The 13,132-nt window shown below is 42.6% G+C and carries 7 protein-coding genes; 5 read left to right on the top strand and 2 right to left on the bottom strand.

Annotated features, from left to right (window positions below; translation table 11 throughout):
* Positions 1-18: 18 nt before the first annotated feature.
* Both DPF90_RS00950 and DPF90_RS00945 read left to right on the top strand, forming a co-directional pair.
* Positions 19-369, top strand: a complete 351-nt coding sequence (locus tag DPF90_RS00950; protein WP_114783742.1) for a hypothetical protein — start codon at positions 19-21, stop codon at positions 367-369.
* Positions 370-890: 521 nt separating this feature from the next.
* Complete coding sequence (locus DPF90_RS00945) at positions 891-1,244, top strand: hypothetical protein (protein ID WP_114783740.1); 354 nt, start codon at positions 891-893, stop codon at positions 1,242-1,244.
* Positions 1,245-1,377: 133 nt separating this feature from the next.
* Here the strand turns inward: DPF90_RS00945 and DPF90_RS00940 are convergent, their stop codons facing one another.
* A complete protein-coding gene (locus tag DPF90_RS00940; protein ID WP_162813963.1) occupies positions 1,378-3,183 on the bottom strand; it encodes an immunoglobulin-like domain-containing protein in 1,806 nt (601 codons plus the stop codon).
* Positions 3,184-3,471: 288 nt separating this feature from the next.
* Positions 3,472-4,437 carry a peptidoglycan DD-metalloendopeptidase family protein gene (locus DPF90_RS00935; RefSeq protein WP_114783738.1) on the bottom strand — a complete coding sequence of 322 codons (966 nt, stop codon included), beginning with the start codon at positions 4,435-4,437 and terminating at the stop codon, positions 3,472-3,474.
* A gap of 849 nt (positions 4,438-5,286) precedes the next feature.
* On the opposite strand from DPF90_RS00935, the gene DPF90_RS00930 reads away from it, so the two are divergent.
* Genes DPF90_RS00930 through DPF90_RS00920 form a run of 3 tightly spaced genes read left to right on the top strand, consistent with a single transcriptional unit; the run spans position 5,287 to position 12,990 of the window.
* Positions 5,287-6,960, top strand: coding sequence for a hypothetical protein (locus DPF90_RS00930; protein ID WP_114783736.1), 1,674 nt, complete (start codon positions 5,287-5,289; stop codon positions 6,958-6,960).
* On the top strand, positions 6,957-8,381 hold the full coding sequence (locus tag DPF90_RS00925) for a TolB-like translocation protein (RefSeq protein WP_114783734.1): 1,425 nt from the start codon (positions 6,957-6,959) through the stop codon (positions 8,379-8,381). Before DPF90_RS00930 ends, DPF90_RS00925 begins: the two co-directional genes overlap by 4 nt.
* A complete protein-coding gene (locus tag DPF90_RS00920) occupies positions 8,374-12,990 on the top strand; it encodes an OmpA family protein (protein WP_114783732.1) in 4,617 nt (1,538 codons plus the stop codon). The genes DPF90_RS00925 and DPF90_RS00920 overlap by 8 nt, the downstream gene beginning before the upstream one ends.
* Positions 12,991-13,132 lie beyond the last annotated feature (142 nt).

The raw sequence follows: 13,132 nt of genomic DNA, 5'->3' as shown, positions 1-13,132 counted from the left end.
ATAATTATAGGTAGTAAAATGAAAAAATTAATATTATCAACGTTAGCTGTAACATTATTTGCGTCAAATAGCGCATTAGCAGAAGATAGATATAGCCCAAATGAGCTTCTTTATGGTGGTGTTAGTATTAGTGCCGATGGTGTATTGACTTCTAAAGCTAGCTTTGCCTGTGCCGCACCAAGGGATGTTGAGTTTACTATGAGCTCTGATAATAGTGTTCAATTAGCGATTAAAGATAGGCTTATTGACTGCCGAATGATCCCTTGGGTTCAGGATTTTAGCATCGACCTTAAACCACTAATTCAACAGTATGGTTACCACCAAAGCGAGCTAAGCGTCGTAAACAAAATTACGTTTGAACAAGAGTAGTCTTCTATTTTTTAACCATTATCTCCCATTTTAATGAGAAGTAATTAATCAAAAAAGCGATGATTTTATTTCCCGTAAAATCTCGCTTCTTTTATTTCAGTTATTAGACTGGCTTAGCGTCCAACCCTAATTAGTTTAGTGTACGAGGATCGCCATCAGTGGGCACATTGCCTATGACCACTACTTAGCACGATAGATCCTTCCATGATAAGTAAAAATTACTATAAATACATTATCAAAATAATTATTAAAATTATTTACTATTCTGTTCCTATAATTTTTTATTGAAAACTTAGATGTTGTTTCATTAAAATAAACCATAGTCTTCATTATATAGAATTTATAATGTTTTTTAAATGATTAAAATATTTAATGTCATATCCATTTTTAGTGATGTTTATTTTTGTAGGAAATATCAACTCCTTAATTATTTACGGTTGTAATCGATTGCCTAGTTAAATAGTTTGAATGTGCCTGATGGCTTTTTAATCAACATATTTATATATAGGTAGTAAAATAAAATGAAAAAATTAATTTTATCAACGTTAGCTCTGACTTTGTTTGCGTCTAATAGTGCATTGGCGGAGGGTAGATACAGCCCAAATGAGCTTCTCTATGGTGGTTATAGTATTAGTAGTGACGGGGTACTAACTTCTCAAGCTAACTTTGCTTGTGCGGCTCCAATGGAAGTTGAGCTGAAGACGAGCTCAGACAACAGCGTTCAAGTTGCTATTAAAGATAGGCTCATTGACTGCTTGATGATCCCTTGGGTCCAGGAGTTCAGTATTGACCTTAAACCACACCTACAACAGTATGGTTACCATCAAAGTGAAGTCACTATCGTCAACAAGATTTCGTTCGAGTTGCCAGAGTAATTTAATTCCGAGTTCTGAAGTTGTTTTCTAACTTAGATGTAAATTAATCTTCAAAAGAAGCGATGATTTTATTCCCCGTAAAATCTCGCTTCTTTTATTTAAGTTATCAGACTGGTTTAGCATCCAACCCTAATTAGTTTAGTGTCCAAGGATCGCCATCAGTAGGCACATTGCCTTGTGACCACCATTTAGCACGATAAGTCTGCCCATGATAAGTGACAAGGTCATCGGTAGTGTAGGTCTGTGTTGAGCTCCATTCGTGAATTTGCCCATCATCTTCAGCTTGCCATACCGCGCTCGATCCTGGTTCGTCGCCTTGTGTCCACCATTGGGCTGTGTAATTTAAGCCATTGTATAACACTTGATCCCCGGTATTATAAATGGTTTCCGGATCCCAAGTGCCACTTCCTGTTTCTTCATCAGTAACGGTGATGACACGTTCATTGGTTGTGGTCTCACCTGCCGCATCGGTGACTTGATAAGTGAGGGTGTATTGGCCAACAATCTCAGTGTTAACTTGTCCTGATACCTGAATGGCAGAATTACTGATGTCGCCATCTTCGGCATCGGTAGCGCTTACGCCTTCCATAGGATCAAAGTCTGAGTTGACTAAGATGGTTTCATTGTTTACGCCGTTTATCACTGGCGCTGTGTTATAGACGGTAACTTGCCTGATCTCTTCAGTCGTGTTGCTGTCTGAATCAGTTACCGAGTAGGTGAGAGGGTAGGCACCTACTCTGTTAGTATTAACTTCGCCACTAACGACAACATCTCCCGTTAAATCTCCATCTTCGGAGTCATAAGCAGAGACGCCTTCCATTTTGTCGTAGCTACTACCAAATGGAGTACGATCATCACCAATACCACTAATAGAAGGCTTGCCATCAGTTGGAGGAGGTGTTTGACCATGAACATAAGGACCATAGTCTTTGACAAACTGCTCATTGTATTGCTGACCGCTGCTATTGGCTCCCATATCCCAGTTGACCGACCAAGTCATAATACCGCGCAATGGCTGTCCTTGGTCTTTTAGGCTATCTAAAGACTTATACATATCATTAGGGTCAGTCACGAAGCCACTGGCTGCTGCATCTGGGTTAGCCGGAACGCCAAATACCAGTTTTTCATGTGGGATCTTAGTATAGCCACGAGTGCCATTAATAATACTATCGGCAATGTAATAGATGAATACGTCTTGGTCTTTATAATTTTGCGGAACCCAAGTGTTTATTTCATCGACCCAAACACCATCCCCACCTTGGTTATAAAACTGTGGATTGATAAAATCGTAATACCCTTCAAGAGCCGACAGGTACGGTGTATAAGCACCCCCTGAACGCAGGTATGGGAACTCTGGTGCCATGGTAATCATAAAGTTTTGCCCCTGAGTCCTATAGTGATCTTTCACTATGATGAGGGCTGCAGGTATCACAGTTGCATTATCCGCTGCGGTAATCGCAGCTTGCTCCAAGTCAATATCTAAGCCATCAAAACCATAGGTATCCACTAGGCGAATAATTTCATCAGCAAGCGCCTGCTCGTCTCCACTACGAAGCTCAATATGCGCGTCGGCACCGCCGAGTGCAATCAGAACACTTCGACCTTGTTCATTGAGGTTCGCTATCTGATCTTTGAACTCTGCCTCAGACATACCAATGCTTGGGTCTAGTTGAAAAGTTGGAATATGGTTTGTTGCGCCTTCATGGACTTTCATGAAAGAGACGTTGACAACATTATATTGTGGGTCAACTTCGGTAAGTTCTACGCAAGGTGCGTTACCACCTTTATAACCATCACCCTCACACCAGTTATGCCAATATCCAACCAACACATTGCCATCTTGATCGACCAGCTGTTGCCCATCACCAGCGACGGCTTGACCACTGCCTAATGAAAGTGCAGAGAGAATACTTAACGCTAAAGCTGTTTTTCTGTTCATTCCGTTAACCTCCAATATGCTTATTTTTCAAAGCTAATTAAGTGCTCAAGTTGACGCTACATAATCTTGAGAGGAGAGTAAAATTTGATGACAGAATACTTGGTACTGCTCCAATTAATTTGATACAAATGCAAATTATATGCTTAAATGTATGCTTTAATTCGATTAAAATACTTCTATTAAGTGGTTTGGTGAATGTTTATTTTTTCGGAGTTTATATATAAAGAGGCAAGAATGTTCAAAAAGTTCAGTCTTGCCACTAAGGTATGAATTTATGAGATGGGGTGATTATTTCGCGATCTGAAGAACCAGTCGCTGTAAGGCCATTTTTGCGTCGGCAGTTTGAGCGGATATCTGTTCTACGGCTACTTTTTCTGCGAAGGTCCTTTTTTTCTCAAAATCTATCGGCCGACCGTCTTTCCAAAGCTCAAAATGCAGATGTGCACCTGTGGTGCGTCCTGTATTACCGCTAGTTCCTATCTTTTGTCCTTGAATTACATTGTCTCCTCGCTGAACGAAACGTTTGGATAAATGAAGGTAGCGAGTTCTCAAACCATCCGGGTGAAGGATGACAACGTATTGACCGGCCAATGGATGGTAACGAGAAATCACCACGCGTCCAGACGAAATACTGACTACAGGCGTGCCAACAGGGACGGCATAATCCGTACCCAGATGAGATGTGACCTTATGAGTGATGGGATGTCGACGAGCAGGGTTAAACGGCGAACTCACTCTAAACCAGCGTGACACGGGGGAAAGCAGCAGCTTGTCTTTATAAAAGTGCTCGCCATCAGAGCTAAAAAGAGCCCCTTTGTCATCGCTGTAAACATAAAACATATGCTGATTGTCTTGATACAAAAAAGCTTCTAACTGGTTTTGGTCATCGATCTTAAACGCAAACTTACCTGAACGAGAAACTGAACGGATAAAATCAAACTTACCTGATGCCAAAGAAGTTAAATAACCTATGGTATCCGGTGAGGCGCCAGACGCTAGCGCAGAACCATAGAAAGAATACTCTACAGTGCCGCTAAAAATGTCAGGTTTTACAGTTGCAGGGACAGGGGGTAACACTTCCTTGGCAGGTGGCTTGGTCGCTAATGCCACATCTCTGGATTCAAAATGATCGGTATCATTACTGCCAAATGGTATCACTTCGATGATGGCGCATAATGCCAAAGGAATAAGAGTTAAATGCCAAAAAGACAGGAAGTCTTTATAGCTTTTTTGTTGAATAGACGTTGGATACATGAGAATGCTATTTTAATTTTTTGTCAATCATAGAGTTTTAAATGGGGAAATCTAGAGAAAATTTAGGCTTGGTGTTTGGGCAGGGTTATCTAGATTAGTGAGTTTTGATTGGTTTTCCGATTAAAAATCTAATTTTTTATTCAGTCATGTTTCAAAATGAATAATTTCATAGTGAAAAAGTATTTTCTTATAGTGAAAGTGCATGGCGATGAAAACTATATTTTGTGGTTAACCTCCAATGAATGCATATATATAAAAGTGTATCTCTTCGCATCTGTAAAACGGTGACAATGAAGGGGATGCGCGAGTGCTACTTTCAGGCGTTACAGTAAGAACCTCAAGATAATGTTTCTTTTGTCTTTTCTTACATTCAATTATTTGAACTAAGACAACAAAAATTATTGATATTTTCTTTATTCCGATATTGATTAATGAGCGAAATGAATATTAAAACGTGCTGTTTACTTGCCAACAAGATCAATTACCTAGTAAGACAGTGAAATATACCTGTCAAAGTGAAGTTTGAAGCATAAATTTCGCCACGTTGCATTGTTGGCACCAGTTTGTATAGTAGCGCTGCACCCGAGGGTGCTATCCTGCACAGGTGGTTATGACTATCTGTATTTAGTATCTGAAAATGTAGTTGATACTTTGACGCGATATTTCATCGCGTCTTTTTTTATCTCGCTGTACGGTATATTTTTCAGAATTTAGTGGTAATTATGTTAGCTTGATTAGGTTGCAAATATCTCAATTATACGTACAATGGCTATCGCCAAATCGTAATTAACCCCTTTGGGGTAACTTGTTGCCGCAATCAAAAAACATTAATGGTTGTGGAGAACTAAAATGCAATTAATTTGCAAATTTGTTCCGGGAAATACACTTTCTAGGGACGTGTTAGACTATATCCTGTCGCCGGATGAATGCATCGGGCAACTTTCGCGTACGCGCAATCTTCAAGACGTGGTCGGACAGCTTCCCAAGCCTCTGTCTGAAAGTCTTCCTCAGTCGGCGAAGAAAGACATCCACCGATTACTTACCGCCATTAAACAGCGTCTTGTTCGCGCTGATTGGGTTGCTGTGTCGTCGTTTCCTCGCAGGAGTCCACTTTCAGAAAGCCAGCTTCAGGCATATCCTGCGTTAAAGGCGCGCATGGATAAACTTTCCGCTCAGCCAGAAAAGAAAGTGGTGAAAGCCAATTATGCCATGGTAACTGACGATGTACCCTTGGCACGAAACCTATCCTTTAGTCCCGTTGAACCTGCGCCAGACAAAAAAATCGTGGTTGAGTTTACTGGCCAGTGGCCGGGCAATGCGGCCTATTTAACGCTCTCAAGTACTGAAAAACAAAAAGAAAAGCTGGCAAAACCTCGCAGAGATGTAAATAACAGCCATCGCAGCGTGTCTGTGTTCAAAAATCTAGAGCCTGAGCCGAGAAATCTTTATCTCTCTATCCCTATGAGAGGAGCGCCAAGGGCGTTGAATTTACTCTTGGCAGAAAATATTGCACCGGTAGACGAAGACCACCAAATGCCAGAGTGGGAAACCGTTTTGGTGCCTGTGCGTCCGCTGGCCTATCTAGATTCAAGCCAAAATAAAGACAAAGCCTCAGAGCTATGTGGCGGCTTTATTTATGTGTTTTGGAAAGGAAAACTGTGGCGGGAAATGGCCATCACAGACAAAGCTTACTATCAAGATATTGACGTAGAATATTACCGTAACCTCTATAAAGAAGAACAAAACCAGCCACAACCTAAAGTTATTGAACGTGTTGCAGAAGGGGCAGTGATGCCTCAATTTTGGGTTCCGTATAAAGTGGCAGGAGAAGTGCAGCAAGGTGAGACTGGGCTCAAGATCATGTTTTCACCAAAACAGAAGCGATTCAAACAGATAGAGTTATTAGAATCGGATCCAGCTCTATTAGAGAAAAGTAGTACACCCTTGGATGAATTGGGTCATTATAGCGAACAACAGGCGTTTAGCGCGCAAGAATTTACCTCAGATGTGGCCAGCGCCAAGGTGCATGGTACCAGTGAAGACGATATGCCATGGCTAACAGGTAAACAAGTCGTGCTGCGCAGTTACGACCAAAGCAATACGGTGATCGCCTATGTGGACGGTAAGAATAGTGGTTTTGTACTTTCTGTTGAAACGGGCCTGCTGGATTTTAATACCTTGATTACTCATTATGCTGTGGTTTCTGATAGTGAAAGTGATTGGGTGATCAGCGAGGTGCTAGAGTATAGCGAAGCAAATCCGCATTTTGCTACTGCTCAGCTGGGCGGTTTTCCTCCTAAGGGTAAATTTACATTGCAAATCACGTCACCGGGCCATACACACCATTCTGAAGTGGTATTTCGTGACTTAACATTTCAGCAAGTGTTGGCTTGGTCTGAATCAGCAAATCCTGCGCCAGAGCTTGAGCCGCTTCCTGAGGCTAGTGAACAAGAAAAATCCGCTATGGATAACCTCAATGACTATATGTCGCTATGGCGAGAAGAATTAGGACTATCAAAATGAACAAAAAAATTATACTTGGCGTCTCGGCCATGGTGATATTGGGGCTTGGTGCAGGCGCGGTATTTAGCCCACAAATGACTCAATGGTTAGACGCAAGGGCCAAAGCCAAGGCCGAGCAAGCAAGATACGATATAGCGCTTAAAAAAACAGTCTCTTTTCTTGACTCGCGCCCCGGTGAATCATCCGCTTTAGCTTGGTGGTATTTGAAGGTGTCTGACCCTCGGACCGCGCCGCTGGCACAGTGGGACAAGCCAGGTAATAAACCGCAGATAATGACGCAAATTTATGTCGAGGAAAACCAAAAACAAGCGGGCTTATATACCATGAATCTGGATGGTACCAACTTACAAACCTTATTGACCGCTGACGAAGTCAATGGTCTGGTTAGCTGGACAAAAAACCTGCGCGTGCAGCGCTCACCCAATGGCCGCTATATGCTGTTTAATACTGGACTATTCGCTCAGCAAAAAGGTTGCGTCCTGGCGGATCTAAAAACCCGTCAAATTGAGCGCTTTGGCGGTGACTGTAACTTTGGGGGTTGGCTACCAGATAGCAGCAAAGCCTATGTGTCTCAGCTTGGTAAAGCGTATCAGCTTGACACTAAGGCAATGAAGAGGAGCCTATTACCCTTGGCTTTGCCAAACCCTGATACTCCTGAGGTGAATAAGGTTTGGCTGGATGGTAATGAACATGCAATAGACAGAGTAAAGTGGGTACGGCTGGTGAATAATGGCGCTCAGCTACTGGTTAAAGTCAAAACTCGCTACAATATGGGTTATCTTAATCGGGCGGCGACGTCGAGCTATTTAAGTTATCAAGTGGGTGATTGGCAAAATTACCAACAGGCAGAGTTTTACCCGCAAGACTGCATTCGTGAAAACTATATTTATTGGCGTGAAGATGGCGGCGCCTATAGCTGCTACACAGCAGAGGGCTATCGCGCCTATAATGCTAATGATTTTAGCCAATCGGCTTTACTGGCAGATGATACTCGCTACCCACTTCAGCTTGGGCTTTTGAGTGGCAGAGAATCGCTTACCCCTAATTTGACTCGCCAGCGGCAGCCAGACGAGTCATCACCAATAGACACACTGCGTTACTTTTATAAGCTGCCTAACCCGCGTGATGATATGAGTGGTTTTTCACTGTATATTCCACCAGCTATCAGCTCAGACTTAAACCACTATGACCTAGTGCAACAGTTACCCGCTTTACCTACTTATAGTCAATACAAATCGGCGTTTGCTATTAACTACCAAGAAGAGTTTGATAAATGTGAGTTACTTTGGCAAACGCCGAATGACTCTAAATGGACTCGTCGCGATTTTAATGGTTGTAAAAGGCTGTGCCAAATAGAGAAAGTCGGCAGCCATTTTATTTCGGGTGATTGCAAGCCAATGAAGGAGAACCGCCGTGGCTAATTCTAAATCCATCTCTGGCATTTACTTATTTGGCCAGCTTGCGCAAGGAGAAACGCGTGATCCTCATTGTCGTTACTTCCCCCTACCAAATATCTGTTTTGCCCGCGCCGATGACAGCGCCGCAGTGACAATAAGCTACGACGGTGAGGGCAAACAAACCCAAACCCCAGCCAAAGCATCGCTGTTATTTAGTGATGCGCTGGGCAAAATCACTGCCTTTACCGCCCCTGAATCAGGCCAACTCAGTCAAAACTTACCATTGCAAGGTAACCCTGCATTGGCGACCAATTTTGAAGCAGGCAACCCTAGGCTGCTATTTTTCCCGCCTTATTTAGCGCCGGTGCATTTACTTAGCGAGCAAGGTAAAGATGGAAAATGGCTGGCAAATTTGTACAACGATTTGATATCCAATGCTAATCAGTCGCCCGAAAAAAACTATTTTCCTGTACCTAAAATTGAAAACATTCAAACTGATAAAATTATACCCAGCGATCAGGTCGGCGACCCTAATTACGCTAAATCCATAGGCGAAGTGGAACGATCATTAACACAAAAACAGCTAAACTCAGTAAGAGCTCTGGTATTGCCGCAGCAATTTACTATTGTGGTGCAGTTTTCCAGTGCGCTATTTGAAGGTGCCAGCGTTACCCTGTCTAACTTTCCGGATCAGCTAACCATTGTCGGCAATAGCGGAAACAACACCAACTTAACCGCAGTCAGCCAAGTAAAAGATGTTAGTTTTGACGATATCGGAGGAAAAAAAGAAAAGACCTACGCCGCCACCTTTTGGGTGATGTCGGATTCGGTATTTGCCTTAAAAGAGGCCAACCAATATTGTCGTTTTGATATTGATTTAACAACAATAACCAATGACGATGGCCTTGAATTTTGGAAAGACGAAAACGTTGAGCAACACAGCTTTTGTGAGCGCGTATTGCATTTACCAATCCAAACCCCGCTTGGTCGCAGTGCTTTAGTCAACGGTGATCCTGTCTCGGTCGAAGAAGCGCTGTTTAATCAAGCGCCTCACCTATACCCTGATTTACTTGCAAAGCTTAAACAAAGCCCGACAGATTTACCAGAAACACTCGCCAGTGAACAAAGTAAACCTATCGCTGCTCAGTTATGGCATAGCGTGCAAATGAACAAAGCCTATGTCGAAAGCGCGGCGCAGGCAATGCAGCACAAGCTAAGCTGGCAAACGGTGGCTAAGATAGCGGCGGCTTCAATGGGCACGAGTGCAGACAGTGAGTTAAAAAATATTGCTGGGGCCACGGCCGCCTCATTAGCCATCATGAGCAAAGCTTATGAAATAGATAATGCCGCCTTTGGCCAAAAAGCGATTGATCTGATTAAACTTTTTGGTGATAAAGGCAATATTTTATTCGATGGCTTAAAAGATAAAATTAACCTTGTTGAAGTCCCGCATCAATGGCGAGCACTCATGCAGAATATGCAGGTGTTAGAAAACGTTGGCAAGGGCTTTTCAATTGCAGATGCCGTGATGAAAGGCGGCAGTCTGGTTGATGCATATAAAAAGGATGCGAAAGCGAGTAAGAAACTTGACACTGTGGTGGTTGAGTATTTGGCCACCGTGCAGCAGCCTGGTCAGAAAGCGCTGGCAGATTTTAAGGAGAAAAAAGCGCTGTCTGAAGTAGAAAAGAAAGCGCTTGAACAGCTTAAACAAATACTACCTACACTGGGTGATAGTGATGAAGTGACCGTCGATACGCAAGTTAAGCAAGGGCAACATCTATTTGAGCTAAGAAGCACCACCTTTGCTTTTGATCGTAGTGAATTCGCCAGCACACAAGCACGAGAAAAGTTGGTCAAATTGGGTGAGATTCTGTCTCAGTTAGATCAGCCTATTCCTATTACCATTAAGGGTCATACTTGCTCAAGAGGCTCAGTTGACTATAACCAAGATTTGTCACAGCGCAGGGCTGACTTTGTACGAGAATGCATTCTTGAGGGTATTGCATGTAACCAAGCGGTATGGAAAAACTGTATTAAGAGTATTGGCTACGGAGAGCAAGCTCCACTGGCTGCTAATGATTCAGAGCAGGAAAGACGGCGCAATCGCCGTGTTGACATGATCCTTCACTTTGAAGCCATATTGGACTATCCCTTATCTCGCAGCGCAATTACTGTGGTTGAAAAAGCGCGCCAAATGGCGATTGCTGAGGAACTCAAGCTCGATAAAGCGACGCTGGACGCCATTGAGCTTGCGCTGGATACTGCTCTTGATGCCGCTTCCATTACGCCTTGGGGAGCGGCTGCGAATTTCCTATACACGGTGACCAAAGAAGGTTCATCGCTGGTTTCGAATTTGTATGATTTGTGTACGGAGAATGCTGACACCCTGAAATTGCGTAATAACCTTGAGCAAATCCAACATCAAAACTTCGTCTCTCAAGAACAGCTGCTTTCTTTTGGTTCACAAAGCTTAAGCGAGCAGATGAAGGCGAGTTATTATAAACGGGCACATGCGTTGAATGGCTTAAGTCGTTTATTACTTGAGCGTAATTACCAACAAATGAGTGGCGATGAGGTTAGCGTTGAACAACAACATATTGATGGTTATATCCAAAAATTTTTATTAAAAGACCAATGGCAGCTAGATGAAAATGGTTTTGGTATGGTTCATTTAGATGAATACTATATGGACTCAGATTACGCTGAAGCAGAGCTATCACTACTCAAAGCCAGTACTTATTCTACTTATGCCCAACTTGGGGCGAGTATTGTCTATGACAGCGTGGATGATTGGCTATCCAATGAGCAAGATGATGCTCCTAAACCTTTTATGCAATATTGTCCAATTCATTACCGCGCGTCATCAAGCATCAAAGCGTTGATCGATATGTTTAGGGTGCCATTTGATACTAATGAGCTCGAGGCTTTGTACCAAGGTGCCAAACAGTCGATTTCGGTGAAAACATTGCGCGAAGGTGCGCGCCAAGAATGGCTGCCTTTGCATGAGCATTTGCAGCAGTATGATTCTTTATCTCCATTCGATGAGGTGAGGATCATTGTGGTGTTAGATAACAAGGCCATTCAAGCCGTGCCTGAAGAAAAACGCCAACTTTTGCACCGCGTTGGTATTGAAACACAAGCAAAATGGAGTTGGTTAAACCACTCAGAGGTGGTGGATACCATTTTAAATGGCTCTAAAATCGTCAGTAAAAGCTCTGAATACTTGCGTGATATCACCCCTCTGCTTAAGAAAATCAAGTTAACATCAAGTGAGCGGAGTATAGTCACTCAAGGCTCAGGTGAACAAATTTGGGGAGCGATTATCGAGCCGTCTTATGTGTTTGGCGCCAATAAGATCAAAGGTACACGGCCATGGTTATTAAACGACTCAATTGAAGCCCATTTTTTAAAAAGTCTGTTTAAAGAGCAAGGTAGAGAAGTTCGCTCAGGCGAACTGGCAATGAGCTATGAGTATTTGGCGGGAATAAAAGGTGTTAAAAAGTCACTAGTGCCGATATCGTATGACAATTGGGGCCCATGGGATACGTCAATATTTAACTTAACTATGAGCCCTTCAAGGTTGTACCAATTTGGAGATAGTAAAGATCCTAAACATGCGGACCATTTATTAGTGTCTGACAGTTTCTTATTTGCACCACAGCCAGACTCGGACATGGCACAGTTCCCGAAAGTGTTTGATGAGCCGATTGTTGAGCTTCAGATTATGCAAAAAGGACTCTCTGGAGAGCACTCCGATTATAACAATTACTACAAAGATGATGTTAAAGGCTTTGACTGGGGCAAACATGTCGCCTGCCTTGCTGTCGTGAAAACTCGCCATTGTGATGATACATTATTCTCTAACGCAGGCTTTGCGCCGGGTAAAGTGGTTGGCGTAGATGCTAAGTTACGAGAAGTCGATATGGCAAACAGTGTTGATTTTATACCGGGAGTGTCAGGTGGAGAGCGTTTTTCTTTGGGTAAAACCGAGTTGTATCGAATTGGAAGCATTGTAGAGAAGGATGATAAGTGGACATTTGAACCTTTTACCTTGCAAGACGGTGGTAAGCCATCACAACCTATGCTTTCTAGTAGTCTTAAATCTTTGTGTCGATACTATTTGGACATGGAGCCTGATCAGTTAAGAAAACATGTGGTAACCAGTTATGGGTTTGGCAAAGAGACGGACATTTATGCACAAGTTCTCAAGCCAGAGTATGTGAATGCGTTGGGAAGGAAAGTTCATGGTCTGAAACCGTTCAAACGGGTAGAGACGCTATCCGATAATTTGTTTACTTACCTAGAACTTAAACTTGAGCTTATTGGCCCGATGGGTTCAGGATTAAATGCTGAGTCTGATAAACTTAAGGTCAATCTTCATTCATTTGATCGAAACCATATCCCCAAAACATGGTACATGTGTAGTGATGATGTTCTCCGTGGTGCCAAGGAAATTATCCAGATTGAGGAAAAAGATAATTACTATACAAAGCGAACTATTGCACAGACCTATGAGCAAAGATACTCAGATATTTTGCCAGCTATTCGTTGGTTAGAAGCAAAAGAAGGTGACTCTGAAACGATTTCAGACAAGCAGCTTGACCTGATTAATCAATGGATTGAAAGCCAATAGCCCAGTTCGTATAAGTGATAGTTTCCAAACCCAATGCTGTGAATTCAACATTGGGTTTTTTCACCGTATTTGCTAATACAATACTGGGGAAACTTACTTTCTAAGATACTAAACAGCATGATTAAAGCGTATCGCCTGTCTA

The organism is Vibrio tetraodonis, from assembly GCF_003350295.1.
GTDB classification, from domain to species: domain Bacteria; phylum Pseudomonadota; class Gammaproteobacteria; order Enterobacterales; family Vibrionaceae; genus Vibrio; species Vibrio tetraodonis.
Note: the sequence above shows the minus strand (reverse complement) of the source record. Positions and strands in the feature narration are given on the sequence as shown.

Bases quoted from the DNA above. Each gene is read 5' to 3' on its own strand.
- DPF90_RS00950 (WP_114783742.1), top strand. From the start codon at position 19: ATGAAAAAATTAATATTATCAACGTTAGCTGTAACATTATTTGCGTCA.
- DPF90_RS00945 (WP_114783740.1), top strand. From the start codon at position 891: ATGAAAAAATTAATTTTATCAACGTTAGCTCTGACTTTGTTTGCGTCT.
- DPF90_RS00940 (WP_162813963.1), bottom strand. From the start codon at position 3,183: ATGAACAGAAAAACAGCTTTAGCGTTAAGTATTCTCTCTGCACTTTCA.
- DPF90_RS00935 (WP_114783738.1), bottom strand. From the start codon at position 4,437: ATGTATCCAACGTCTATTCAACAAAAAAGCTATAAAGACTTCCTGTCT.
- DPF90_RS00930 (WP_114783736.1), top strand. From the start codon at position 5,287: ATGCAATTAATTTGCAAATTTGTTCCGGGAAATACACTTTCTAGGGAC.
- DPF90_RS00925 (WP_114783734.1), top strand. From the start codon at position 6,957: ATGAACAAAAAAATTATACTTGGCGTCTCGGCCATGGTGATATTGGGG.